Origin of the sequence: Nocardioides ginsengisoli, from assembly GCF_039537225.1 — a bacterium.
GTDB lineage: Bacteria > Actinomycetota > Actinomycetes > Propionibacteriales > Nocardioidaceae > Nocardioides > Nocardioides ginsengisoli.
Genome location: NZ_BAABAC010000005.1, coordinates 100343 through 124996 on the forward strand (window position 1 = coordinate 100343; position 24654 = coordinate 124996).

A 24654-nucleotide genomic window follows, 5' to 3' on the forward strand; every position below is an offset into this window, starting at 1 on the left:
AGTGCTCTCATGTCCTTCATCCGAACCGTTGCGCGGACGCCCCGAACGGCCGTCGTCGCAGTGGTGACCGCCCTCGCCCTCGGCCTGCTCATGCTGCCGGGCGGACACGGAGGCGTGCGCCTCGCAGCCGAGGACGGAAGCGACACCCCGGTGTCGGCGCCGATGCGGATCGTCCAGGCCAACATCAAGTCCCGGATGAGCGACGCGAAGACGAAGGCCGACATCGCCGGCGTCTACGCGCAGAACCCGGACTTCGTCACCTTCAACGAGGCGACCGGCCGCAAGGACGCGATGCTCGCGCCCGCCGGCTATCAGCTGTGGCGCACGCCCGGCGCCTACACGGGCGAGACCGCCGTCGCATGGAAGACCTCGCGCTGGAATGTCGTCGACCAGGGCACCTTCCTGATCAGCAACAAGCTGCGCAAGCCCCCGAGCCGCAAGTACGAGCTCGGGCTGCGCTACGCCAACTGGGTCTCGCTGCAGAGCAACATCGGCGAGCGGATCTCCGTCATCGCCACCCACTTCTCGCCGCGCGTCGGGGAGTTCAAGGACCTCACCATCCCGTCGTTCAAGCGGCTCGCGGTGCTCGTCGACCAGCTCCGTGCCTTCGGCCCGGTCGTCGTCGGCGGCGACCTCAACGTCAACTACAAGGCGCCCGCCGAGTACCCGCGCAGCACCGTGACCGCGCTCGGCCTGACGCCCGTCTACGACGTCACCGGCGTCGCGCTGCCGACGGGCATGTACCGGGGTGCCACCATCGACTACATCCTGCTCGCCTCGGCGGGGCAGTTCACCGTGCGCGGACAGTCGGTCCGCACCGGCTACTCCGACCACCGCCAACTGACGGCCGACCTGGCCCTCACGGGCACCAGCGCCTCGGCGTTCACCCCCGGCACGGTCCTCACCGACCCGCGCACGTCGCCGCGGGCGGTGACCAGCCTGATGATCCGCTCCATCAACCTCGCCCCGAAGGGCGCCGTCGTCCACCTGGTCAGCCGCCAGCTCGCGGTCAAGGGCGTCGTCGACGCGATCAAGGCCGCCCGCAAGCGCGGCGTCCAGGTGCAGGTGCTGACCTCGGGCAAGAAAATCTCCGGCGGCGAGCGCGCGTTGATCAAGCTGCTCGGCACCAACACCCGCAAGAAGTCGTGGGTCGCGCACCAGCGCAACTGGACCAAGTACGGCCTGCCCGCCGCGAGCTCGCTCGTCAGCGCCTCGGGTGGCACGCGCGCGCTGCGCATCGACAGCAGCCGCCCGATCACGCAGGAGACGCACAAGGTGCCGACGCGTGCGGTGATCACGATCGACAAGACCAGCTACGACCGGCTGTTCGTGGCGTTCTTCAAGGCCGTCGGCCGCAAGGTCTGAGGCTCCTCGCCTCCGAGCTGACCTGCCGTCCTGTGCTCAGCGCCAGGCCGGCGGGTTGTCGGCGCTCAGTTGTCGGCGATCAAGGGCGTGCGCCCTTGGCAGCGGCGACGCCCTTCTTGACCGCCGCGGAGGCGACCTGGCCGGCGAGCTGGCCGGCGACCTTGAGCTGGTCGCCGACCTGCTGGGTGGCGGCGAGCGGGGCGAGGAGCTTGTCGGCGCGGGCGAGCAGGCCGTCGGCCTTGTCGACGACGCCGTCGAAGCCGGCGACCGACGCCTTGAAGTCGTGGACGGCGACGGTGAGCTCGGCGAGGACGGCGGTGAGGTCGTCGAGGGTGGCGTTCAGTCGGGCGGCGGTGGCGTCGTACTCGCTGGTCATGCGGGCCAGGCTAGTGGCCGCCGAGGCGCCTCTCGCAAGGGCGCGGCGGGCTGTCGCGGGGGTGCGATATGTCACGAGTTCAGGCGGTCCGGGGCCCCTTACTCGCGGGTACAGTGCGTCGCGGTAACACCAGCGAAAGGGAACCGATGCCGAAGCTCTGTCAGACCGAAGGACTCACCGAGGACCAGACCGAGATCCTGAAGGCCGTACGGACCTTCGTGGACGAGCAGATCATCCCGGTGGCGCAGGAGCTCGAGCACTCCGACACCTACCCGCAGGAGATCGTCGACGGGCTCAAGGAGCTCGGCGTCTTCGGCCTCACCATCCCCGAGGAGTTCGGTGGCCTCGGCGAGTCGCTGCTGACCTACGCGCTCGTGGTCGAGGAGATCGCGCGCGGCTGGATGAGCGTCTCCGGTGTCATCAACACCCACTTCATCGTGGCCTACCTGCTCATGCAGCACGGCACGGAGGAGCAGAAGCAGAAGTACCTCCCGCGCATGGCGACCGGCGAGGTCCGCGGCGCGTTCTCGATGTCCGAGCCCGGCCTCGGCTCCGACGTCTCCGCCGTGTCGACCAAGGCGACGGTGACGAGGCAGGAGGACGACGGCACTGCGCTTGAATACTCCATCACCGGCCAGAAGATGTGGCTGACCAACGGCGCCACGTCGACGCTCGTCGCGCTGCTGTGCAAGACCGACGAGGGCGCCGACTCGGTCTACAAGAACATGACCACCTTCCTCGTCGAGAAGGAGGCCGGCTTCGGTGAGACCGCCCAGGGCGTCACCGTCCCCGGCAAGATCGACAAGATGGGCTACAAGGGCGTCGAGACGACCGAGCTCATCCTCGAGAACCACCAGATCGCCGCTTCGCAGATCCTCGGTGGGGAGCCGGGCAAGGGCTTCTTCCAGATGATGGACGGCGTCGAGGTCGGCCGCGTCAACGTCGCCGCCCGCGCCTGCGGCCTGGCCTGGCGCGGCTTCGAGCTCGGCATCGCCTACGCCCAGCAGCGCAAGACGTTCGGCAAGGTCATCGCCGAGCACCAGGCCGTGCTCTTCCGGATCGCGGAGATGGCGACCAAGGTCGAGGTCGCCCACAACATGATGGTCCGCGCGGCGCGGCTGAAGGACACCGGCAAGCGGATGGACGTCGAGGCCGGCATGGCCAAGATGGTCGCCTCGGAGTACGCCAACGAGGTCGTCGAGGACTCCTTCCGGATCCACGGCGGCTACGGCTACTCCAAGGAGTACGAGATCGAGCGGCTGATGCGCGAGGTCAAGTTCATGCTGATCGGCGAGGGGACCTCCGACATCCAGAAGATGATCATCGGGCGGAGCCTGCTGAAGGACTACAAGCTCAAGGGCTGATGCTCTTCGATCCAGCCGGCGGTTCCTCTGGGGGCCGCCGGTTGGTCGTTTTTCGGGGGGTCCGCTTCGGGTGGGTCGGGGCGGCCGCGCGTAGCGGGCCGTCTCCCGCCGTCAAGGATCCTCGCTTCGCTCGGCCCGCTGCGCGGCGGCTTCGCCGTCCTTGACTGCGGGGCCCTGACGGCCCGCTGTCCGGCGCGTCCGCGGCACTCGCTGCGCTCGCGCCGCCGCTGACGCGGCCGCCCGCTGCTGTCGGCGGTGTGCGGGTGGGGCTGGCGTCTCAACCATCCACGGTTCGGCCGATTTCGCGCCGGATCGGCTGGTTTTCGGGCGAACCGTGGATGGTTCGTGCCCCGCCCTGCTTCGTGGGTGAGTCGTGTGCCTGAGAACGCCTGTGGGCGGGTTCTCAGGCACACGACTCCCGGGGGGAGCTGGTTGTTGCGCGGGTCAGCCGTCGTCCGGCTTCGCTTCGCTGGCCAGGTGCCTGAAATGGTCATCGGCGCGGATCCGATGAACCTGCTTCATCTGATCCGCGCCGATCTTGGCGCAGAGGCCCCTACGGGGTGGTGTCGCTGCCCGTGTCGCCGACAGCCGCACTCGCGTCCGCCTCGCCGCGACGCCGGCGGCGACCGACGACGTCGTAGACGCCGAGGGCGAGCGCGCCGAGTACGCCGATGCCCACGCCGAGCTCGGACACGGCCTTGCCCGGGCGGTCGTAGCTCAGCTCGAGGGTGCCGCGGGCGCCCTGGGGCAGGTCGACGGTGAGCAGGCCGGCCGGGTTGTGGCCGACGGTGACGTCCTTGCCGTTCAGGGTGGCCGAGTAGCCGGGCCAGTCGAGGAGGGCGAAGGTCAGCTGGCCACCGGCCGGCGCCGACAGGGCGACCGACTCGGACAGGCCGGAGCGGCGGGCCGACGACACGGTGACGCCGGACGACGCCCAGCTGAGCTCGCTGTCGGGCCAGGGGAGGGTGTCGGTGCGGGTGAGGACGATGCGGTCGCCGTGCTCGACGTACGTCCAGTTCGACGGCGGGGTCACGCCGACGGTCTGCTTGGGCTGGGCGACGACGGTCTGCAGCTTGAGCAGGTCGGCGAGGGGCGGCTGGCCCTTCGCGACGGGCTTCCAGACGTGGCGGTAGCCGCACGGGGTGGTGAAGCCCTCGTAGTGCAGGCACAGGCGCTTCTCGAACGGGCGGAAGCCCATGCCGGTGTAGTTGTTGACGGCGTCGACGCCGGCCACGTGGTACATGCTGCCGGGCAGGAAGTTCTTCCACGCCGCGCGCAGGGCCCGGTCGTCGCCGGTCTTCTGCGCCTTCTTCTGCGCCTTGCGGAAGTCGGCGAACTGCATCACCCGGCCGTCGAGGTCGCCGAACCGCTGCTGCAACGCGGCCACGTCGGTGGGGATGTGGTAGATCCGGGCGCCGGCGTTCTCGTGGTAGACCTTCGCCTGCAGGCCCAGGACGACGGCCGTGCCGCCCACCAGGACGGCGGCGAGCAGCACGGTCGACGTGGTGAAGAAGCGGTGGGCGGCCAGCAGCGCGAGGGAGAGGACGGCGAGCACGAGCACGCCGGCCAGCGTCGAGGCCAGCCGGGTGGGGTGCTGGGCCCAGGTCTGGAAGGCGAGGGCGGCGACGATCGCGGCGGTGCCGGCGGTGCGGGCGCGCCAGCGGTCGCGGGCCAGGCCCTTGGTGAGGACGATCGCGAGCGCGACGCCGAGGGCCAGGTAGAAGTACTCGATCAGCCGCAGCGGCCAGCGGAACAGCCACAGGTTCGACGGGCCGAGCGTCGCGGCGAGGTAGAGCAGGCCGATCACGCCGAGGCCGGTCAGCTCGCGGGCGCGGTCGCGCAGCACGCCATAGCGGAGCCAGGGGAGGAGCGGCAGCAGGAACCAGCAGAAGTAGGCGACCGGCACCTGGGTCGGGCCGGTGATCGAGATGATCCCGGGCACGAAGGTGGGGCTGCTCATGCCGAGCAGGTCGCCCAGCTCGGGCCGCAGCTTGCCGTTGTTGCCGAACACCGGACCGTCCGCGCGGGCGGCCAGCTCGGAGGCGCGCAGCAGCGGCAGGTAGATGAGGGGCAGCAGCGCGGCGACGCAGCCACCGGTCAGCAGCAGCCGTACGGCGCCCGCCCGGTTGCGGGTCACGAAGCCCTCGATGACCAGCCCGAGGCCGACCACGACCACCGCGAGCGTGCCGTAGGGGTTGCCCTGGGTGACGCCGAGCGCGCCGACGAGGAACGCCCAGAACGGGTTCATCGCGCCGCGCAGGGTCCGCCGGAACGCCCACCACACCCACGGCGCGTAGGCGAAGGCGGACAGGCCGGCCGGCCACGAGCCGGCGTCCCACCAGAGCGTGAAGCCGGAGAAGGGGAGCGCGATCGCGACCGCGGCCGCGGCCCACGGGGCGGCGTCGTACTCGCGGGCGACGAGGTAGGTGCCGAGCGCGATGAGCACCAGGATGGCGATCTTCACCGCGGCGACGGCGACCAGCAGGTCACCGGAGCCGGAGACGAACAGCCAGATCAGCATGTTGAGCGGGTTCCAGATGCCGAACAGCGCCTCGGCGGCGAAGTTGCCGCCGGCGAACGAGCCCGGGTCGAGGCCGATCGGGAGGCCGCCGTCGCGGACCAGGTGACCGAGATACCACCAGGTCGGGGCGAACTGGGCCGCCGAGTCGCCGCGCAGGTAGACCTCGCGGCTCCCGAGCAGCGGGATCAGGCCGTAGACAGCCGTGATGACGACGACGGCCGAGGGCCACGACAGGCGCTTGGTCACGCGCGATCCTCGTTCACTGTGATGTTGATGAACTGCTCGTGCTCCTGGCCGAGCAGGACGGCGACCGGCGTGTGCTCCGGTCCCTCGCTGCTCTCCTTGAGCAGGAAGTGCGGGCGGCCCTTGGTCTCCAGGTAGATCCGGCCGAGATACTCGCCGATCACGCCCAGCAGGATCATCTGGACGCCGCCGAAGCCGACGACCGTGCAGATCGTGGTGACGTAGCCGGCCGCCTTGTTGCCGTTGATGATCGCGTCGCCGAGCACCCAGAAGGCGTAGACGAAGGCGACCAGCGAGATGAAGGCGCCGAAGTAGATCGCCAGCCGCAGCGGCCGCGAGTTGAACGAGACGACGCCGTCGATGCCGTAGTTGACCAGGCTGCGCATGCTCCACTTGGTCTCGCCACCGGCCCGGGCGACGTTCTCGTAGTCGACGACGGCGGTGTCGAAGCCGATCCAGGAGAACAGGCCCTTCGAGAACCGGTTGTACTCGCCGACCGCGAGCAGCGCGCGCACCGCGCGTCGGCTGAGCACGCGGAAGTCGCCGGCGCCGTCTTCGAGGGTGACGTCGATGAGCCGGTTGAAGATCTTGTAGTAGGCCTTCGAGAACATGGTGCGCACCGGCTTGTCACCGGTGCGGGTACGACGCGCGATGACCTGGTCCTTGCCGTCGGCGAGCAGCGGCAGCATCTCCGCGAGCAGCGTCGGCGGGTGCTGCAGGTCGGCGTCCAGGATCGCGACCGCGTCGCCGCGGGCCTGGCTCAGCCCGGCGAGCATCGCCGACTCCTTGCCGAAGTTGCGGCTCAGCGCGAGATAGCGGAAGCGCGGGTCGTCGGCGTGGATCGCGCGCAGCCGCTCGAGGGTCCGGTCGCGGCTGCCGTCGTCGACGAGGAGCACCTCGAAGGAGTCGGCCACCTGCGGCAGCACGTCCTTGAGGACGGCGACCATCGAGTCGACCACGGCCTCCTCGTTGTAGCAGGGGACGACCACGGAGAGCATCACAGAAGAACCTCGGGTCGAATCCGCCACGGCCTGCACCTTAGCCCGCGCCCCGCCGTCGTACCCATCTGGTGAGCCTCGCGGCGCGGCAAATCAGCGGATGGGGACGGATCGGGTTTCATTGGCGTCATGAGTCGTCGCGCGCTGACGCGCCTTCGGACCGCACTCCACCGCACCGGCCGCGACCACGACCAGCGGCCGCGCGTGGTCTTCCTGGTGATGGGCATCCATGGTCGCAGTGGGGTCTCGCGGGCGGTCCTCAACATCGCGGGGGCGCTCGCGTCCACCCACCGCGTCCAGATCATCAGTGTCTACGGCGGCGGGTCGCACGCGTTCGCGGTCGACCGGCGGATCCCGGTGGAGTATCTGGTCCCGGTCGCCTTCCGGCGCCGCGAGACGCTGCCCAAGGCCAAGCTCGCGCTGGCGCGCCAGCCGAGCGCCCTGGCGCGCGACAAGTACCTCTCCGCGCTCACCGACATCGGGCTCACCGCGTCGCTGGGGCGGCTGGAGCCGGGCGACGTCCTGATCTCGACCCGGCCGGTGCTGCACAAGGCGGCGGCGAAGATGACCGATCCGGGGGTGATCCGGATCGGGTGGGACCACTTCAACTACCCCGCCCGGCAGGAGCCCGGCGGCGGCAGCCGGCCGATCGCGCGGGCGATGAAGCATCTCGCGGCCTTCGTCGTCCTGACCGACGCCGACAAGCGCGACTACCAGCGCGACTTCCCGAAGGCGCGGATCGAGGTGATCCGCAACGCGATCCCGTGGCGCGGGCCCGCCGAGCGGCCGGCCCGCGACAGCAAGACGGTCGTCGCGGCCGGGCGGCTGGCGCCGGTCAAGGGCTACGACCGGCTGATCGACGCCTGGGCGAGCATCGCCGACGACTTCCCCGACTGGCGCTGCAAGATCCACGGGGTGGGGCAGCTCGAGGAGGAGCTCCAGGCGCACATCGACGCCTCCGGCTCCCGCACGATCACGCTCGCCGGCAACTCCGACGACATGCCCGCCGAGCTGCGCGGCGCCGAGCTGTTCGCGATGTCCTCCCACCACGAGGGCCTGCCGATGACGATCATCGAGTCGCTCAGCCAGGGCACCCCGGTGGTCACCTTCGACTGCCCGCGCGGACCCGGCGAGCTGGTCGACGAGGGCAACGGCCGGCTGGTCCCGGACGGCGACGTCCCGGCGCTCGCGGCGGCCCTGCGCGAGCTGATGGCGAGCAAGGAGCTGCGCGACCGGCTGGGCGAGCAGGCGCTGCGCGACTCGCGTCAATACGACATCGATCACGTCGCCGACGTCTGGCGCAAGCTCATCGCCGACCTGACAGAATGACCGCCCATGAGCAAGACACTGGGTTCGAAGACGTGGGCCGGGAACTTCTTCGAGGACTTCAAGGTCGGCCAGGTCATCCGGCACGCGACGCCCCGCACCGTCACCGAGGGTGACCGGGCCGTCTACGGATCGCTCTACCCGACCCGCTTCGCGGTGCCGTCCTCGGCCGCCTTCGCCGCGTCCGTCGGCCTCGACCCCCACCCGGTCGAGGAGCTCATCGCCTTCCACATCGCGTTCGGCAAGACCGTCCCCGACGTCTCGCTCAACGCCGTCGCCAACCTCGGCTACGCCGAGTGCCGCTTCCACCAGCCGGTCGTGCCGGGCGACACGCTCAGCACCACCTCCGAGGTGATCGGCCTCAAGCAGAACTCCAACGGCAAGAGCGGCGTCGTCTACGTCCGCTCCACCGCCACCAACCAGCGCGGCGAGGTCGCGCTGGAGTGGGCGCGCTGGGTGATGGTCCACAAGCGGGACGTCGACGCCCCGGCCCCGGAGGCCGTCGTGCCCGAGCTGGCGCCGGCTGTGGCCGCCGCCGACCTGGTGATCCCCGCGGGCCTCGACTTCACGTCGTACGACTTCGGGGCGGCGGGGGAGTCGCACCGCTACGACGACTACGCGGTGGGCGAGCGGATCGACCACGTCGACGGCGTCACGCTCACCGAGTCCGAGCACCAGCAGGCCACCCGTCTGTGGCAGAACACGGCCAAGGTGCACTTCAACGTCGAGGCCCGCCCCGACGGCAACCGCCTCGTCTACGGCGGCCACGTGATCTCGCTGGCCCGCGCGCTGTCCTTCAACGGCCTCGCCAACGCCCAGCTCATCGCCGCCATCAACGCCGGCGCCCACACCGCCCCGGCGTTCGCGGGCGACACGATCTACGCCTGGTCCGAGGTCCTCGACAAGGCCGAGACGTCCGCCCCGGGCGTCGGCGCGCTCCGGCTGCGCCTGGTCGCGACCAAGGGCCGCGACGAGTCGATGACGCTGCGCGGCGACGACGGCAAGTACGCCGCCGGCGTCCTGCTCGACCTCGACTACTGGGTGCTCGTCCCGCGCTGACCGCTCAGGGCAGCACCCGCACGTTCTTGATCGTGTAGGTCACCTCGTCGTCGGTGGCGTTCGCGATCCGGTCGACGGCGACCGAGGTCGGGTGGTCCTGGCCGTCGGGCCAGGTGACCTCGACCTTCGCCGCGGCGGGGTCGTTGGCCATCGCGATGATGTCGTTGATGGACAGCCGGGTGTAGTCGGGCGCCGGCTTGCCCCTGCCGTCGCCGGAGAGCGCGGTCGCGCCGGCGACCTTGCCGCCCTCGACCCGCACCTTGACCGGGCCGACCTGCGGGCAGAAGCACATCACCTCGAGCCGGTAGACGTAGTCGGTCGCGGCGAAGGCGGGATAGCGGCCGGTCGACTCGGGCGTGCCCGAGGGCGACTCCGTCGCGCTCGGGGCGGGCGCGGGAGCGATGGAGTCGGTCGCGCGGTCGTCGTTCTCGTGTCCGCACGCGCTCAGCGGCAGCAGCAGCAGCGGGACGACGGGCAGCAGGCGCGCGCGGGAGGACATGGCTCTCATGATGCCTGGGACGACGTGCGGACCCGTCGCGTTCCCCCTCGCCCCGAGAAAAAACTGAAACACGTTGCACTTTAGGCCGTGACTCGGGTCACAGGACGCTCGTTGGAGTCTCGAGGTCGCCGGGACCGGGACCTTGCTGTGCTCACAGAGTCGAGAGGTTCTGCATGCTTCTCCGAGACCGCGCGCGTCGCATGGTCGGCGTCTCCGCCTTGGTGCTGACGCTCACCGCCTGCGGCTCCCAGCTCGATCCGAACACCGTCGCCAGCATGAACGGCGGCGGGGGCGGCTCCGGCGGAGGCACGGACGCCGCCGGCGCCCCGATCGCCCCCGGCGGCGGCGCCCCCGACAGCACCGGCGGCACGTCCGGCGGTGCCGGCGGGACCGGTGGCACCTCGGGTGGCACGGGCGGCACCGGCGGGTCCGGTACGACGGGCGGCGGCGCCACCGGCGGCGGTACCGGCAACGCCCCGACGTCCGGCCAGGGCTCGTCGTCCGGCGGCGTGAAGGCGGCGTCGTGTGCCGGCTTCAAGAACCAGAAGGGGATCACCGACAAGACGATCACCCTCGCCAACGTCGCCGACCTGTCCGGCCCGGTGCCGGGCATCTTCGAGGCGGCCCAGCAGGCCACCCGCGCGTACGTGGAGTACTTCAACTCCCAGAACACGATCTGCGGCCGCAAGCTCGAGCTGCTCAACCTCGACAGCCGGGCCGACGCCGGTGCCGACCAGCAGGCGTACACCAAGGCCTGCGACCAGGCGTTCGCCGCGGTCGGCTCGATGGGCGCCTTCGACTCCGGCGGCGCCGGGGTGGCCGAGTCGTGCGGCATCCCCGACATCCGGGCCGCGATGACGACGCCCGAGCGGGCCGGCTGCTCGACCTGCTTCGGCGTCTACTCGATCCGCCCCAACCTGATCGCCGACTCGGGCCCGAAGTGGCTGGCCAAGCAGCACCCGGACGCCGTCAAGAACGTCGGCGTGCTCTACATCAACGGCGGCGCGGCCCCGATCAACGCCAAGAGCCAGGCCGCGGCCTGGGGCAAGATGGGCTGGTCGATCAAGTACACCCAGGGCATCGACGTCGCCGAGTTCAACTTCGCCCCCTACGTTCAGCAGATGAAGGACAAGGGCATCAAGATGGTGGTCTACACCGGCCCCTACCAGAACACGGTGAAGCTGCAGCAGGCCATGCAGCAGCAGGGCTACAAGCCCGACGTCTTCATGCAGGACCCGACCATCTACGACCAGCGCTACATCCAGCAGGCCGGCTCGCTCGCCGAGGGCACCTACGTCTACTCGACGACCGACCTGTTCGAGAACAAGAACAACGCCGAGATCCAGCTGTACCTCTCGTGGCTGCAGCAGGTGAAGCCCGGCGCGATCCCGAACTTCTACGGACTCTTCGCGTGGTCGGCGGCCCGGCTCTTCGTCCAGCAGGCGCTCGCGCTCGGCGGCAAGCTCGACCGGGCCTCGCTCGTGGCGGCCGTCAAGAAGGTCAACAACTGGACCGACAACGGCGCGCACACCGCGATGCGGGTGGGCACCGCCGAGACCCCGCCCTGCCAGAAGATCATCCAGTACAAGGGCGGCCGCTGGCAGCAGGTCTCGCCGGGCAACTACCTGTGCGGCAACGTCATCAACTCCGGAGTGGGTGGCTGAGACATGAGGGCTCCGGGGGGAACCAGGTCGGCCAGGGCGCGTCGCGCGATGCGGGTGGCCGGCGTGGCCGCCGTCCTGCTCGCGGTGACGGCGTGCGGGTCGCAGCTCGACCCGAACGAGGTCGCCCGGGCGACCGGCGGCAACGGATCGGGCGCGGCGGCCGGCTCGGGTGACGGCGGCGGCTCCGCGGTCGACGGCGGCTCCGGCACCGGGGGCGACTCCGGCACCGGCGGCGCCCCGGCCGCAGGTGGCGCGGGAACCGGCAGTGGCGGCGCCGGCGGCAGCACGGGCGGCGGCACCGGAGCAGCGAGTGGGGGCTCCGGTGCCAACGGCGGCGGTGGCGGCGGTGGCGGCGGCTCGTCGTCCGGCGACGGGTCGGCGACCGGCGGCGTCAAGGCCGGCTCCTGCGCCGGCTTCAAGAACCAGACCGGCATCACCGACAAGACGATCACCATCGCCAATGTCGCCGACATCTCCGGCCCGGTGCCCGGCATCTTCGAGTCCGCGCAGCAGGCGACCCGTGCCTACGTCGAGTACTTCAACTCCCAGAACACGATCTGCGGCCGCAAGCTCGACCTGATCAACCTCGACAGCCGCGCCGACGCGGGCGCCGACCAGCAGGGCTACGTCAAGGCGTGCGGCTCCGCCTTCGCGACCGTCGGCTCGATGTCGGCCTTCGACTCCGGCGGCGCGGCCACGGCGGCCAACTGCGGGATCCCCGACCTGCGCGCGGTCACGGTCAACCCGGAGCGCCAGGCGTGCAAGAGCTGCTTCGCGGCGTACTCGATCCGGACCAACCTGATCGCCGACCCCACCGCGAAGTGGCTGGCGCAGAAGTACCCCGACGCGGTCAAGAACGCCGCCGTGCTCTACATCAACGCCGGCGCCGCGCCGGTCAACGCCAAGAGCCTCGCGGCCGGCTTCGAGAAGGGCGCCGGCTGGAAGGTCACCTACCAGCAGGGCATCGACGTCGCCGAGTTCAACTTCGCGCCCTACGTCCAGCAGATGAAGGACAAGGGCGTCAAGGCGGTCACCTACCAGGGGCCGTACCAGAACACGGTCAAGCTGCAGCAGGCCATGCAGCAGCAGGGCTTCAAGCCGGACTTCTTCCTGCAGGACCCGACGATCTACGACCAGCGCTACGTCCAGCAGGCCGGCGCGCTCGCCGAGGGCGACTACATCTACTCGTCGAACGACCTGTTCGAGAACAAGAACAACGCCGAGATCCAGCTCTACCTGTCGTGGCTGCAGCAGGTGAAGCCCGGCGCGATCCCCAACTACTACGGCCTCTACGCCTGGTCGGCGACCCGGCTCTTCGTCGAGAAGGCGATCGCGCTGGGCGGCCGGCTCACCCGCGCATCGCTCGTCGACGCGGTCCGGCACACGACGTCCTGGACGGGCAACGGCGCGCACACCGCGATGAACCTCGGTACGGCGAACACGCCGCCGTGCCAGAAGGTCGTCCAGTACAAGGGCGGCCGCTGGCAGCAGGTCTCGTCGGGCAACTACCTGTGCGGCAAGGTCGTGAACACCGGAATCGGAGGCTGATCGTGAGCTCCCTCTTCGCCTACACCCTGCTGGGCCTGTTCACGGGCGCGGCGTACGCGATCATGGCCAGCGGCCTGGTCCTCACCTACACGACGACGCGGGTCTTCAACATCGCCCACGGCGCCTTCGGCATGCTGCTCTCGTTCGTGTTCTGGGACTTCACCCAGCGTCAGGGCGTGCCGACCTGGCTCGCCCTGATCCTGGTGCTCGGCGTGGTGGCGCCGGCGATCGGCTGGTTCATCCAGCGCTTCGTCACCCGCGGCCTGGGGGAGGGGCCGGTGTCGGTGGCGCTGGTGGTCACCCTCGGCATGCTCGTCGCGCTGATCGGCCTCGCCCAGCAGCTGTGGCCGCCGGAGCCGCGCGCGCTGCTGCCGTTCTACGCGGGCACCAGCTGGAACGTCGGCGGCACCTATGTCACCGCCCATCAGCTGATCACCCTGCTCTGCGCGATCGCCGTCGCCTTCGGCCTCTACCTGCTGCTGAGCCGGACCCGGATCGGCACCGCGATGCGGGCGTCGGTCGACAACCCCGAGCTGCTCAAGCTGTTCGGCGGCAAGCCCGACCGGGTGGCCGCGCTGTCGTGGATGATCGGCATCTCGCTCGCCGCGCTCGGCGGCATCCTGCTCGCGCCCGTCGTCCTGCTCGACTACTACGCGCTGACCCTGCTCGTCATCAACGCCTACGCCGCGGCGATGATCGGCAAGCTCAAGAGCCTGCCGATGACCTTCGCGGGCGCGATGATCCTCGGCATCCTCGAGTCCTACGCGGTCGCGTACCTGCCGAAGGACGGCATCCTCAACTCGGTCCGCGCGGTGATCCCGGCGCTCTTCCTGTTCGTGATCGTCGTGGCGATGCCCCAGGCGCAGCTGCGGATCGGCCAGGTCAAGGGCATCGTCACCGCGCCGCTGCCCACGATGCGCCGCTCGCTCGGCTCGGGCGCCGGCCTGCTGGTGGTGGCCTTCGTGCTCATCAACGCGGTGGCGCCCAACCAGGTGCTGCTCATCGGCGTCGCGGCGACGTACGCGATCGTGATGCTGTCGCTCGTCCTGCTCACCGGGTACGGCGGCCACGTCTCGCTCGCGCAGTTCACCTTCGCCGGCATCGGCGCGCTCACCTACGCCAAGCTCGACGAGCCCAACCTCTTCGGCCTGGCGGTGGCGGCGCTGGTGGCCGCGGGCGCCGGGGCGCTGGTGGCGCTGCCCGTGCTGCGGCTGACCGGCCTCTACCTGGCGCTCTCGACGATGGCCTTCGCGGTGCTCATGGACAAGGTCATCTTCAACGCCGACTTCGCGTTCAAGTTCAACGGGACGCTGGCCGCCCAGCGCCTCTCGATCCTCGGCATGCGGATCGGCAGCGACACCTCCTACGTCTGGTTCATGGTGCTCGCCTTCGTCGTTCTCGCCCTGGGGCTCCTGCTGCTGCGCCGGGGCGCCCTGGGCCGGCTGCTCATCGCGATGCGCGACAGCCCGTCGGCCTGCGGCACCCTCGGCCTCGACATGCGGTGGTTCCGGGTCGGCCTGTTCGCCCTCTCGGCGGGCATCGCCGGTCTCGCCGGCGGCCTCTTCGCGGGCCTGCGCGGCACGGTCGGCGCGGCGGACTTCCTCTACTTCCAGTCGCTCCTCGTGCTGCTGCTCGCCGTGGTCTTCGGTGCGACCTCGGTGACCGGCGCCCTGCTCGGCGGTACGGCGCTCATGCTGCTGCCCGAGTTCCAGGCGTCGGCGCCCGAGATGGCCGGCCTGCTGTTCGTCGTGATCGGCGTCGGCGCGGTGCTGCTCGGCCGCGACCCCAACGGCCTGGCGAACTACCTGTTCAAGCTGGGCCGCTGGACCGGCGGCAAGGTGGCGCCGGGACTCGAGGGCCGATTGCAGGGGCTGCTGCCGCGTGGCGGCGGCGCCGAGCCGGCCGCCACGGGCGACGTCGTACTGGAGGCGGACGTGGAGTCCACCATGGTCATCGAGAAGGTGGGCTGACATGGCGCTGCTCGAGGTCGACGAGGTCGTCGTGCGGTTCGGTGGCGTGACCGCGGTCAACGAGGCCGCGTTCACCGCCGACCGCGGCTCCATCACCGGGCTGATCGGGCCCAACGGCGCCGGCAAGACCACGTGCTTCAACGTGATCACCGGCCTGCAGAAGCCCACCAAGGGGCGGATCCGCTACCGCGACCGCGACGTCACCGGCTGGCCGGTGCACAAGCGGGCGCGGCACGGCGTGGGCCGCACCTTCCAGCGGCTGGAGGCCTTCGGCTCGCTCACCGTGCGCGACAACGTGCGGGTGGCGCAGGAGATCCACGGCGGGCCGCTGGCGTGGTTCGGGCGCTCGCGCGGCGGTGTCGACATGCTGCTCGACCGCGTCGGCATCCTCGACTACGCCGACGAGCGCGCCGACTCGATCCCGACCGGCACCGCGCGGCTGCTCGAGCTGGCCCGCTGCCTGGCCAGCGATCCCCAACTGCTGCTGCTCGACGAGCCGTCGTCCGGCCTCGACGAGACCGAGACCGACGCCTTCGGCGAGCTGCTCGTCGAGCTCGCGGGCGAGGGCTGCGCCGTCCTCATGGTCGAGCACGACATGGACCTGGTGATGAGCGTCTGCAACGACATCCACGTCCTCGACTTCGGCCGGATCATCGCGTCCGGCACGCCCGCCGAGATCCGCGCGGACGCCGACGTCCAGCGGGCCTACCTGGGCTACTCCGAGAGCGACGAGTCAGCCCACGACACCAGCGTGATGGAGGTGGTGACGCCGTGAGCGTGCCGATCCTGGAGGTCGTCGACCTGCATGCCGCCTACGGGCGGATCGAGGTGCTGCGCGGGGTCGACCTCGCCGTCCCGCGCGGCGCGGTGATGGCGCTGCTCGGCCCCAACGGCGCCGGCAAGTCGACCCTGGTCAAGGTGATCAGCGGCCAGAAGGAGGCGACGTCGGGCGACATCCACCTGGCCGGCGTCCACGTCCGCAAGGCGCGCTCGGACGAGTTGGCCCGGGTGGGGCTGTGCACGATCCCCGAGGGCCGGTCGGTGTTCCCGAACCTCACCGTCGAGGAGAACCTCCGCCTGATGTCGTACGCCGGCGTCCCGGCGCCCGCGATCCTCGACACCGCCTACAGCTACTTCCCGCGGCTGCACGAGCGCCGCGACCAGCTCGCCGGCACCATGTCCGGCGGTGAGCAGCAGATGCTGGCGATGTCCCGGGCGCTCGCCTCGGATCCCGCGCTGCTGCTGCTCGACGAGCTCTCGATGGGCCTCGCTCCGCTCATCGTCGACGAGCTCTACGAGACCGTCGCCCGGATCGCCGAGTCCGGCGTCTCGATCCTCTGCATCGAGCAGTTCGCCCGCACCGCGCTGCGGGTCTCCGACTATGCCGCCGTGATGAGCGGCGGTCGCATCGTGGCCACCGGTGAGCCGGGGGAGATCCTCGACACCATGGCCGACGTCATCCTGGGGGGAGCAGCATGAGCAGGTTCCGACTTCTGTTGGCGGGGGGCATCGCCGCCTCGATGGTGCCGATGGCCGCCGGTCCGGGCGCCTCGCCCGCGGCGGCCGCGCCCAAGCCGGCGTACGGCGGCTTCTCGTCGTCGGCCTGGTCGGCGCCGATCCGCGTCGAGATCTACGAGCCGAGCCTGCCGATCCCGGCGAGCCCGCAGGTCGAGATGGAGGCCGGCTACACCAAGGTCAAGGCCGACTCCGGCCAGTCGACCGGCCGGGCCAGCTTCTTCTGGCCGGGCGACCCGGTCGGCGAGGGCCTGAAGACCTTCGCCGAGCAGCTGGGCCTGCCGTCGAACCCGCTGACCGACGGCGGCTACCCGGTCCAGGTCAACTCGCAGTACCCCGGCGACACCCCGACCCAGTCGGACGAGAAGCTCCCCGGCTCGGTCATGCGGACCACGTCGGGCGACAAGACCGCGACCGCCGAGGCCGGCTTCTCGCCGGACGGCGCCGTCGCCGGCCCGGATGCGGACGAGGGCGCGGCCCCGGGCGGCGGCCTCGGCGGCGGGGGCAACCCGCTCACCGACCTGCTCGGCAAGCTGACCGGCGGCCTCGGCGGCCTCGGCGGGCAGAAGAAGACCGCGACCAGCACCCCCGGCCTGCCGCCGGGCCTGGCCGCCCTGGTCGACGTCGACGGCTACGTCTCCAGCTCCAAGATGACCGCCGTCGACGGCCCGGTCGTGACCGCCTCGCGCGCCACGCTCGGCGAGATCCGGCTGCTCGGCGGCCTGATCACGCTCGGCGGCGTCGAGACCGTCGCCAAGGCCACCTCGGACGGCGCCAAGGGCACCGCGACCGGCAAGGCCGTGTGGGGCAAGATGGCGATCGCCGGCCAGGAGTTCGGCATCGGCCCCGACGGCGTGATCGCGATGGGCAAGACCACCCCGATCCCCGGTCTGAAGGACCTGCCGGCCGCGGCGCTGCAGCAGCTCGGCGTGACCTTCGAGATCCCCGAGCCGGTCCGCACGGTCGAGGGCGACACCGCGACCAGCGTGTCCGAGGGCCTCAAGATCACCATCGACACCAAGGTCCTCTCGCCGCTGCTCAAGGCGTTGCCGGCCGCCCAGCTGGCGCAGCTGATCCCGGCCCAGGCCGGCCCGCTCAAGGGCATCGTGGCCGGCCTGTCCGGCCTCGCGCCGCGGGTCGTGATCACACTCGGCGTCGCGTCGGCCACCGTCGACACGGTGCCGCCGATCGACATCGCCCCGGCGCCCGCCGCGGGCGCCCCTGCGGCCGGCACACCGCCGCCGGCGTCCGGCAAGCCCGCCGCGGGCTCGGTCGGCGTCCCCCCGGCCGCCGGCCCCGCACCCGTCGGCGGCGCGGCGACCGGCGGCGAGACGCCCCAGGCCATGCCCGACACCAAGCCCACCAGCGCGGGTCTGCCCCCGCTGGGGTCGGTGCCCGGGATGCTCATGGTCGGCGGCCTGATCCTGGCGGCCGTGGCCGGCAGCTGGATGCGCCGGCTCGGCGTCCTCGCGCTCGGCGGCGGCGCCGCCTGTCCTCACGGCCTCGACAGCGGCCTTCCCGACCTCCGAAAGGCATGACCATGACCGCAACCAGCCTGCCGCGCGTCGGCGAGTCTTCCTCCCGCTCGGGCGTCGCGCCGCTCAAGGACAACTACTACGCCCTGCTCCAGGTCGTGCTCTTCTGGGCCGGCGCGATCATGCTGCCGCTCGGCATCGTGGTCATCATCCTGGGCTGGTACGGCGCCTCGAAGTCGCCGTACCAGTGGGACCAGCTGTCGTACGTCATCTCCGGCGGCATGCTCGGGCTCGGCCTGACCTTCGTCGGCGGCTTCCTCTACTTCGGCGCGTGGCTGGCGCGGATCGCCGCCGACGGCCGCGAGTCGTCGAAGCGGCTGGCCGACACCCTGCTCGTGCTCGCCGAGGTGACCGCCACCAACGCGCGCACCGACGAGCTGGGCCACGACGTGGGCGCGATCCCCGTCGTCGCCGGCGACGGTACGACGATGCACCGGCGCGACTGCGCGCTCATCGCGCACCGCGAGGACCTCACGCCGGTGGGGGAGAGCAACGCCCACCTGACGGTGTGCCGGGTCTGCCGGCCTACCGCTCGGCGCTGACCTCCGGCGCCTGCTCGTTCGGCGTCGGGCGCTCGGGACCTCCCGGGCGCCCCGACCCGAACCAGCGGGCCAGCGGCAGCAGCGTCAGCACCAGGAACAGCGGCACCACGAAGCCGTAGCGCAGCTCGTCCTTGCCCACCACGCCGGTGAGCACCGCGCCGAGCAGCCCGCCGACATAGTTGAACTGGTTGAACCGGGCGATCACCGCGTCGACCCGCTCGACCGAGCCGCCCGCGATCCGCGCGGCGGCGGAGAAGCTGAGCGGCGCCACGACCGAGATGCCCGCGCCGGTGAGGGTGAAGCCGAGGACCGCGATGCCCCACGTCGGCGCGGCCGTGACCACGACCAGCCCGGCGCAGGCGACGACCGCGCCGATCCGGAGCACCGGCGTCGCGCCGTACCGCTCGACGACGCGGTCGCCCGCCAGGCGCACGATGAGGCTGGCCACCAGGTAGGGCAGCGTCGCGAGCGCGACGAACCGGGACGGCGCGGCGACGACCTCGTCGAGGTAGACCGCGCCCCAGGTCTGGGCGGCGGTGTCGACCATGTAGAAGACGACCATGCCGAGACCGACCATGAGGATCGGGCGCCAGGGGACGGCGATCGCGGCCGCCGCGGCCGAGCTGGCGGGGCCGGCGGTGTCGGCGGGTGCGTCGTCGCGGGGCAGGAAGGCCGCGCCCGCGACGAGCACCGGCAGGATCGCCACGAGCGCCGTCCAGGCCAGGTCGACGTCGGCCGTGGCGAGCGTGACGGCCGCGCCGAGCAGGCCGCCGAAGGTCCAGGCGCCGTGGAAGCTGGGCAGGATCGTGCGCCCGTAGCGCACCTCCAGCGCCACCGCCTGCATATTGGTCGAGGCGTCGACCATGCCGAGGCCGACGCCGTAGACCGCCACCCCGGCGAGGTACGCCGGCCACGCCGGCGCCGCGAGCATCAGCGCCGCCCCGACGGCCGCCAGGACGAGGCCGACCCGCAGCACCCGCGCGCTGGCCGCCCGGGCCGCGAGCCGCTCCGCGACGACCGAGCCCGCGCCGGCGAGCAGCACGATCGCCAGCAGCACGCCGGAGACGCCCAGCTCGGAGAGGTCCCAGCGGTCCTTGATGTCCGGCAGCCGGGTGGTGAGGCTGATGAAGACGAAGCCCTGAGTGGCGAACCCGGCGGCGATCGCGAGGCGATGGCGGGACAGCGGCAGCGGCATGGCCGGATCCTGCCACTCGGCGGCTTCCGCTGGCAGGATGTCGGGTATGACCGATTCCGCGTTCTTGGTCCGTCACGGCGCGACGGAGTGGAGTGAGTCCGGTCGGCACACCTCGTCGACCGACAAGCCGCTGCTGCCGGCGGGCGAGCAGCTGGCCCGCGAGCTGCGGATCCGGCTCGACGGGCCCTCCTACCGGGAGGTGCTGACCAGTCCGCTGCTGCGCGCCCGCCGTACGGCGGAGCTGGCCGGGTTCGAGCACGCTACGGTCGTCGACGACCTGCTCGAGTGGGACTACGGCGACTACGAAGGGATGACGACCGCGCAGATCCGCGCCGATCGGCCCGACTGGTCGCTGTGGACCGACGGCTGCCCCGGCGGCGAGACCCCCGAGCAGGTCGAGAAGCGCGTCGACCGGGTCGTCGACCACATCCGGCTGACCGGCGGCGACGTGCTGATCTTCGCCCACGGCCACGTGCTGCGGGCGCTGACCGCGCGCTGGCTCGGGCTCCCGGTGCGCGACGGCGCGCTGTTCAGGCTCGACACCGCGACCATCTCGCAGCTCGGCTACGAGCGCGAGACCGCGGTCATCCAGCGCTGGAACGCTTGACGAACGAGCCCCCGCGCAGGAGCGTGGCGAGATGTCGACCGAACAGCCCGTGACACCGGGGGAGCCGGAGCCGCCCGGCTTCCGCGTCGAGTGTCCGCGCTGCCCGACGCCCGTCGCCGAGGTCGGCGACGGGTCCTGGTCGTGCCCTGACCACGGCGTCGTCGTGCCGATGTGGAGGCCGGTCGCCTCGTCGTACGACGGCTTCGCGGCGCACCTGCTGCGGGTGGGCCGCTTCCCGACCTTCCTGCCCTGGCCGCTCGGCCCCGGCTGGACGGTCAGCGACTTCGCGGCGGTGGTCGGCACGGCCGGCCCTGCGGGCGCGCCGCCCCAGGCGACGATGACCTGCGTCGCCGGCACCAGCCAGCTCGACGGACCGGTCGACGTGATGGTGATCAGCGAGGAGCCCGGCACCGGCTTCGGCGCCCGCGTCGCCGGCCTCGACGCCGACGAGGTGCTCGATCCCGGCCACGAGGTCGGCGACGGCCCGCCGCCCGTGCGCGTCCGCGTCGAGCAGCACCCCGTGGGCCTGTGGCCGGTCTCGGTCAGCTCGGCGCCGGGCGACTGGGACCGCTCGGTGCTGGCCGGTGAGTCGGGCGGGCGCTGGCTGTGGCTGGTGCTGCGCCCGGCCTCGGCGATCCTGCTGCTGCGCGACGACTGGATCCTGCGCGACGTTTCGGCCACCGGGCCACAGCTGGTCGCGCTGCCGTTCGGGGGCCCTGCCCCGGCCTGGTGAGGCGCGGGCCACCGTCCCGAATTCGGCCGTTCCGCGTCGCCAGGACGCCGTGGTGCGGGACGATCCTCCGTCGGACGAGGAGGAGCGAGAACGATGGCACGCAATGCGCAGACCCTGCGCCGCCGGACGGCGGAGGCGATAGGGCAGCGGACCAGCACGGCGGCCCGCCCCGCGGCGCCCCCGGTCGGTATCCGGGCCCGCCTGCGGTACGGCTTCGACAACACGATGGCGCGCGGGACGCCGGCCCTCGTCGCCTGGCTGTTCGCGGTCACCGTGCTGCTGGTGGTCGTGTTCGCCGTCGTCGACGTCGTGTCGGGGATGCGCGAGCAGCACATCGGCTTCTGGGAGGCCGCCTTCCAGGCGCTGCTCCATGCGCTCGACCCCGGCACCGTCGCGGGCGACACCGGCGCGCGGTGGAGCTTCATCCTCACCATGCTGGTGCTCACCGTGGCCGGCCTGTTCATCGTCAGCGCGCTGATCGGCGTCATCGCGGCCGGCATCGACGCGCGCATCGCCGAGCTGCGCCGCGGCCGGTCGGTGGTCCTCGAGTCCGACCACACCGTGATCCTCGGCTGGTCCGACTCGATCTTCACCGTGATCAGCGAGCTCACCATCGCCAACGAGAGCCGGCGCCGACCGGTCGTCGCCGTCCTCGCGGACCGCGACAAGGTGGAGATGGAGGAGGAGATCCGGGCCAAGGTGAGCAGCCTGCGCGGCACGCGCGTGGTCTGCCGCTCGGGATCGCCGTCCGACATCGACGACCTGGCCATCGTCAGCCCCGCCGCGGCACGCTCGGTGGTCGTGCTGTCGTCCGACCCGGGCGGGCGCGACCGCAGCGCGTTCGACCCCGACCGCGAGGTGATCAAGTCCCTGCTCGCGCTGCGCTCCACGCTCGACGGACCCGAGGCTGCCGACGGCGCCGGCCCGCGGGTGGTCGCCCAGCTGCGCGACCCGGCCAACCTCGAGGTCGCCCGCCTGATCGGGCGCGACCGGCCCGGCGGGATCTCGCTCCTCGACATCCGCGAGACCGTGGCCAAGCTGGTCGTGCAGACCTCGCGCCAGTCCGGCGCCGCTGCCGTCTACCGCGAGCTCTTCGACTACGACGGCGACGAGATCTACTTCATCGAGCAGCACCCGCTCGCGTCGGCTACCTACGCCGAGGCGCAGCTGCACTACGCCACCCTCAGCGTGATCGGGCTGACCGACGGCGACGCCGTCCGGCTCAACCCGGCGCCCGACACCCCCGTCGGCGGCCGCGGACTCGTCGTCGTCGCCGAGGACGACTCGATCCTCGCGACCGCGCCGCGCTCGTCCGCGAAGGTCGACGAGGACGCCATCGCCACGCCGCCGGTCGAGACGCCGCACGCGACGCACGCCGTGGTGCTCGGCTGGAACGAGCGGGCGCCGATCATCCTCAGCGAGCTCGACCGGTACGCCGCACCGGGCTCGACGCTCACCGTCGTGGCCGAGCACGGGACGCCCGTCGTACCGGACACGCGGAACCTGGCCATCACCGTGGCGACAGCGAGCACGACCCGGCGCGCGGTGCTCGACGAGCACGTGCCCGCCGACTGCGACCAGGTGATCGTGCTCTGCTACTCCGACGATCTCGACGCCGAGGCCGCCGACGCCACGACGCTCATCACGCTGCTCCACGTCCGCGACATCCTGGCCCGCTCGGCGAGCAGCACGCCCGTCGTCAGCGAGATGATGGACGACCGCAACCGGGTCCTGGCGCAGGTCGCCGACATCGACGACGTCGTGGTCAGCGGCGAGATCGTCAGCCTGATCGTCACCCAGCTCTCCGAGGATGCCCGGATCGAGCCGGTCTTCCACGACCTGCTGCAGGCCGACGGGAGCGAGATCTACCTGCGCCCGGCCGAGGGCTACGTCGTCGCGGGGCGGGAGACCGACTGGGCGACCTTCGTGGCGGCCGCGGCGCGTCGGGGCGAGACCGCGATCGGCTACTCGTCGGCGTCGCTGGCCGAGGCCGGATCCCGGTTCGGCGTCGTCGTCAACCCGCCGAAGGGCGAGCGCTTCGCCGCCGCGCCGGGCGATCGGGTCGTGGTGCTCGCCGAGCTCTGAGCCACACCACTAACCTCGTACGGTGACGATCGACCTCCACACCCACTCCAGCGTCAGCGACGGCACCGAGCAGCCCGCCGACCTGGTGCGGGCCGCGGCCGCGGCGGGGCTCGACGTCGTCGCGCTGACCGACCACGACACCACCGCCGGATGGGACGAGGCGGTCGCGGCCTCCGAGGAGGCCGGCATCGGGCTGGTCCGCGGGATCGAGGTCAGCACCCGCTTCCGCGGCGCCGGCGTCCACCTGCTCGTCTACCTGCCCGACGCCGACGACCCGGGGCTCCAGGAGGAGCTCGAGCGGATCGTCGGCGGACGCGAGGCGCGGGTGCCGGCGATGCTCGCCCGGCTGCGCGAGCTCGGCATCCCGGCGACCGAGGAGGCGCTCGCGGAGGTCAGCCCCGGCAACCGGGTCACCGGCCGGCCCCACGTCGCCGACCTGCTGGTGCGGCTCGGGGTGGTGGCCGACCGCGACGAGGCGTTCGCGCGCTACCTGTCCGGCAGCCGACCGGCGTACGTCGGGCGCTACGCCGCCGACCTGCTCGACATGCTCGCCCGGGTCACGACCGCTCGCGGCGTGGCCGTCGTCGCGCACCCGTGGGGCCGCGGGTCGCACGACGTCCTCGATGCGGAGGCGTTCGCGACGCTGGCCGACGCGGGCCTCGCGGGTATCGAGGTCGACCATCTCGACCACGACGCCGCGGCGCGCACGGCGCTGCGGGAGATCGCCGTACGGCACGGGCTGATCGTCACCGGCTCCAGCGACCACCACGGCGGCGGCAAGGTCGGCCACGACCTCGGCATCGAGACCACCGCGCCCGACCAGCTGCGGCGGATCCTCGATCGCGCCGCCGACCTCGGCTCACCCACCACCCTGGCAGGGAAGGCGCTGCGATGATCGACTCCGTCCTCATGGTCGAGGTCTTCGTGACTCTCTTCGTGATCATGGACCCGGTCGGCACGGTGCCGATCTTCCTGTCCCTGACCGCGGGCCGCAGCCCAGCCACCGCTCGCCGCGCGGCCTGGCAGGCGGTCGCGGTGTCCTTCCTGGTGATCACGCTGTTCGCGCTCTTCGGCCAGCAGATCCTCAGCTATCTGCACATCTCGCTGCCCGCGCTGCAGTGCGCCGGAGGCCTGCTCCTGCTGCTCGTCGCGCTCGAGCTGCTGACCGGCAAGGAGGGGGAGGTGACCGCCACGGCGGACGCCAATATCGCCCTCGTCCCGCTCGGCACCCCGCTGCTCGCCGGCCCCGGCGCGATCGTCGCGACCATGCTCTTCGTCAAGCGCGTCGACTCCTGGCCCGACGGCGTCTCCGTGGCGCTCGGCGTCATCGGCGTCCACGTGGCGCTGTGGGCCGCGATGCGCTTCTCGCTGCCGATCCTGCGCCTGATCCGGGACGGCGGCGTCCTGCTCGTCACCCGGATCGCCGGCCTGCTGCTGTCGGCGATCGCGGTCCAACTGGTCGCGGACGCCGTCCGCGCCTTCATCGCGGGGGAGGGGTGAGACCCCCGC

21 protein-coding genes are annotated in these 24654 nt (G+C 71.7%); 16 read left to right on the plus strand and 5 right to left on the minus strand.

Features of this window, described 5'->3' with window-relative positions:
- Positions 1 to 9 precede the first annotated feature (9 nt).
- On the plus strand, positions 10 to 1365 hold the full coding sequence (locus AB4880_RS02150) for an exonuclease/endonuclease/phosphatase family protein (RefSeq protein ID WP_367917551.1): 1356 nt from the start codon (positions 10 to 12) through the stop codon (positions 1363 to 1365).
- Positions 1366 to 1444: 79 nt separating this feature from the next.
- On the opposite strand, the gene AB4880_RS02155 is transcribed toward AB4880_RS02150, so the two are convergent.
- Entirely contained in the window at positions 1445 to 1741 is a 297-nt protein-coding gene (locus AB4880_RS02155) for a hypothetical protein (RefSeq protein ID WP_367917552.1), read from the minus strand.
- Between the two features lie 146 nt (positions 1742 to 1887).
- Here AB4880_RS02155 and AB4880_RS02160 point away from each other — a divergent pair, with 146 nt between their 5' ends.
- Positions 1888 to 3105 (plus strand): acyl-CoA dehydrogenase family protein, encoded by a 1218-nt coding sequence (locus AB4880_RS02160; protein ID WP_367917553.1) that lies wholly within the window; start codon positions 1888 to 1890, stop codon positions 3103 to 3105.
- A gap of 553 nt (positions 3106 to 3658) precedes the next feature.
- On the opposite strand, the gene AB4880_RS02165 is transcribed toward AB4880_RS02160, so the two are convergent.
- Together AB4880_RS02165 and AB4880_RS02170 are read right to left on the minus strand one after the other, a co-directional pair.
- On the minus strand, positions 3659 to 5872 hold the full coding sequence (locus AB4880_RS02165; protein WP_367917554.1) for a hypothetical protein: 2214 nt from the start codon (positions 5870 to 5872) through the stop codon (positions 3659 to 3661).
- Positions 5869 to 6867 carry a glycosyltransferase family 2 protein gene (locus tag AB4880_RS02170; RefSeq protein WP_367917555.1) on the minus strand — a complete coding sequence of 333 codons (999 nt, stop codon included), beginning with the start codon at positions 6865 to 6867 and terminating at the stop codon, positions 5869 to 5871. The genes AB4880_RS02165 and AB4880_RS02170 overlap by 4 nt, the downstream gene beginning before the upstream one ends.
- A 129-nt stretch (positions 6868 to 6996) precedes the next feature.
- On the opposite strand from AB4880_RS02170, the gene AB4880_RS02175 reads away from it, so the two are divergent.
- Entirely contained in the window at positions 6997 to 8196 is a 1200-nt protein-coding gene (locus tag AB4880_RS02175; RefSeq protein ID WP_367917556.1) for a glycosyltransferase family 4 protein, read from the plus strand.
- 6 nt (positions 8197 to 8202) lie between these two features.
- The gene (locus AB4880_RS02180; RefSeq protein ID WP_367917557.1) at positions 8203 to 9252 is read left to right on the plus strand and encodes a MaoC family dehydratase; all 1050 of its coding nucleotides are present in this window, start codon (positions 8203 to 8205) and stop codon (positions 9250 to 9252) included.
- Positions 9253 to 9256: 4 nt separating this feature from the next.
- On the opposite strand, the gene AB4880_RS02185 is transcribed toward AB4880_RS02180, so the two are convergent.
- Positions 9257 to 9751: a DUF6174 domain-containing protein gene (locus tag AB4880_RS02185; RefSeq protein ID WP_367917558.1), complete on the minus strand. Its 495-nt coding sequence runs from the start codon at positions 9749 to 9751 to the stop codon at positions 9257 to 9259.
- Between the two features lie 173 nt (positions 9752 to 9924).
- On the opposite strand from AB4880_RS02185, the gene AB4880_RS02190 reads away from it, so the two are divergent.
- The 7 genes from AB4880_RS02190 to AB4880_RS02220 all read left to right on the plus strand — a co-directional run bounded on the left by AB4880_RS02190 (position 9925) and on the right by AB4880_RS02220 (position 18525).
- On the plus strand, positions 9925 to 11415 hold the full coding sequence (locus AB4880_RS02190) for an ABC transporter substrate-binding protein (protein WP_367917559.1): 1491 nt from the start codon (positions 9925 to 9927) through the stop codon (positions 11413 to 11415).
- Positions 11416 to 11478: 63 nt separating this feature from the next.
- Entirely contained in the window at positions 11479 to 12963 is a 1485-nt protein-coding gene (locus AB4880_RS02195; RefSeq protein ID WP_367917560.1) for an ABC transporter substrate-binding protein, read from the plus strand.
- Between the two features lie 2 nt (positions 12964 to 12965).
- Positions 12966 to 14933 (plus strand): ABC transporter permease, encoded by a 1968-nt coding sequence (locus AB4880_RS02200; RefSeq protein ID WP_367917561.1) that lies wholly within the window; start codon positions 12966 to 12968, stop codon positions 14931 to 14933.
- 1 nt (position 14934) lies between these two features.
- A complete protein-coding gene (locus tag AB4880_RS02205; RefSeq protein ID WP_367917562.1) occupies positions 14935 to 15708 on the plus strand; it encodes an ABC transporter ATP-binding protein in 774 nt (257 codons plus the stop codon).
- Positions 15705 to 16412, plus strand: coding sequence for an ABC transporter ATP-binding protein (locus tag AB4880_RS02210; RefSeq protein ID WP_367917563.1), 708 nt, complete (start codon positions 15705 to 15707; stop codon positions 16410 to 16412). The genes AB4880_RS02205 and AB4880_RS02210 overlap by 4 nt, the downstream gene beginning before the upstream one ends.
- A complete protein-coding gene (locus AB4880_RS02215; RefSeq protein WP_367917564.1) occupies positions 16409 to 17986 on the plus strand; it encodes a choice-of-anchor P family protein in 1578 nt (525 codons plus the stop codon). The genes AB4880_RS02210 and AB4880_RS02215 overlap by 4 nt, the downstream gene beginning before the upstream one ends.
- Positions 17987 to 17988: 2 nt before the next feature.
- Complete coding sequence (locus AB4880_RS02220; protein WP_367917565.1) at positions 17989 to 18525, plus strand: hypothetical protein; 537 nt, start codon at positions 17989 to 17991, stop codon at positions 18523 to 18525.
- On the opposite strand, the gene AB4880_RS02225 is transcribed toward AB4880_RS02220, so the two are convergent.
- Positions 18509 to 19720 carry an MFS transporter gene (locus tag AB4880_RS02225; protein ID WP_367917566.1) on the minus strand — a complete coding sequence of 404 codons (1212 nt, stop codon included), beginning with the start codon at positions 19718 to 19720 and terminating at the stop codon, positions 18509 to 18511. The two genes, AB4880_RS02220 and AB4880_RS02225, sit on opposite strands and share 17 nt — an antisense overlap.
- A 46-nt stretch (positions 19721 to 19766) precedes the next feature.
- Between AB4880_RS02225 and AB4880_RS02230 the strand changes: the two genes are divergently transcribed.
- The 5 genes from AB4880_RS02230 (at position 19767) to AB4880_RS02250 (ending at position 24645) form a co-directional block, all read left to right on the plus strand.
- Entirely contained in the window at positions 19767 to 20327 is a 561-nt protein-coding gene (locus AB4880_RS02230; RefSeq protein WP_367917567.1) for a histidine phosphatase family protein, read from the plus strand.
- A 31-nt stretch (positions 20328 to 20358) separates the two neighbouring features.
- Entirely contained in the window at positions 20359 to 21060 is a 702-nt protein-coding gene (locus AB4880_RS02235) for a DUF6758 family protein (protein ID WP_367917568.1), read from the plus strand.
- 93 nt (positions 21061 to 21153) lie between these two features.
- Positions 21154 to 23145: a CASTOR/POLLUX-related putative ion channel gene (locus AB4880_RS02240; protein WP_367917569.1), complete on the plus strand. Its 1992-nt coding sequence runs from the start codon at positions 21154 to 21156 to the stop codon at positions 23143 to 23145.
- Between the two features lie 22 nt (positions 23146 to 23167).
- The gene (locus AB4880_RS02245; RefSeq protein WP_367917570.1) at positions 23168 to 24040 is read left to right on the plus strand and encodes a PHP domain-containing protein; all 873 of its coding nucleotides are present in this window, start codon (positions 23168 to 23170) and stop codon (positions 24038 to 24040) included.
- The gene (locus AB4880_RS02250; protein WP_367917571.1) at positions 24037 to 24645 is read left to right on the plus strand and encodes a MarC family protein; all 609 of its coding nucleotides are present in this window, start codon (positions 24037 to 24039) and stop codon (positions 24643 to 24645) included. Before AB4880_RS02245 ends, AB4880_RS02250 begins: the two co-directional genes overlap by 4 nt.
- The last annotated feature ends 9 nt before the right edge of the window (positions 24646 to 24654 follow it).

What these genes read in the sequence shown, in the direction of transcription:
- AB4880_RS02170 (WP_367917555.1), bottom strand. Translation starts at nt 6,867, where the DNA reads ATGCTCTCCGTGGTCGTCCCCTGCTACAACGAGGAGGCCGTGGTCGAC.
- AB4880_RS02240 (WP_367917569.1), top strand. Translation starts at nt 21,154, where the DNA reads ATGGCACGCAATGCGCAGACCCTGCGCCGCCGGACGGCGGAGGCGATA.
- AB4880_RS02250 (WP_367917571.1), top strand. Translation starts at nt 24,037, where the DNA reads ATGATCGACTCCGTCCTCATGGTCGAGGTCTTCGTGACTCTCTTCGTG.
- AB4880_RS02150 (WP_367917551.1), top strand. Translation starts at nt 10, where the DNA reads ATGTCCTTCATCCGAACCGTTGCGCGGACGCCCCGAACGGCCGTCGTC.
- AB4880_RS02215 (WP_367917564.1), top strand. Translation starts at nt 16,409, where the DNA reads ATGAGCAGGTTCCGACTTCTGTTGGCGGGGGGCATCGCCGCCTCGATG.
- AB4880_RS02175 (WP_367917556.1), top strand. Translation starts at nt 6,997, where the DNA reads ATGAGTCGTCGCGCGCTGACGCGCCTTCGGACCGCACTCCACCGCACC.
- AB4880_RS02190 (WP_367917559.1), top strand. Translation starts at nt 9,925, where the DNA reads ATGCTTCTCCGAGACCGCGCGCGTCGCATGGTCGGCGTCTCCGCCTTG.
- AB4880_RS02230 (WP_367917567.1), top strand. Translation starts at nt 19,767, where the DNA reads ATGACCGATTCCGCGTTCTTGGTCCGTCACGGCGCGACGGAGTGGAGT.
- AB4880_RS02225 (WP_367917566.1), bottom strand. Translation starts at nt 19,720, where the DNA reads ATGCCGCTGCCGCTGTCCCGCCATCGCCTCGCGATCGCCGCCGGGTTC.
- AB4880_RS02160 (WP_367917553.1), top strand. Translation starts at nt 1,888, where the DNA reads ATGCCGAAGCTCTGTCAGACCGAAGGACTCACCGAGGACCAGACCGAG.
- AB4880_RS02205 (WP_367917562.1), top strand. Translation starts at nt 14,935, where the DNA reads ATGGCGCTGCTCGAGGTCGACGAGGTCGTCGTGCGGTTCGGTGGCGTG.
- AB4880_RS02235 (WP_367917568.1), top strand. Translation starts at nt 20,359, where the DNA reads ATGTCGACCGAACAGCCCGTGACACCGGGGGAGCCGGAGCCGCCCGGC.
- AB4880_RS02155 (WP_367917552.1), bottom strand. Translation starts at nt 1,741, where the DNA reads ATGACCAGCGAGTACGACGCCACCGCCGCCCGACTGAACGCCACCCTC.
- AB4880_RS02220 (WP_367917565.1), top strand. Translation starts at nt 17,989, where the DNA reads ATGACCGCAACCAGCCTGCCGCGCGTCGGCGAGTCTTCCTCCCGCTCG.
- AB4880_RS02185 (WP_367917558.1), bottom strand. Translation starts at nt 9,751, where the DNA reads ATGTCCTCCCGCGCGCGCCTGCTGCCCGTCGTCCCGCTGCTGCTGCTG.
- AB4880_RS02180 (WP_367917557.1), top strand. Translation starts at nt 8,203, where the DNA reads ATGAGCAAGACACTGGGTTCGAAGACGTGGGCCGGGAACTTCTTCGAG.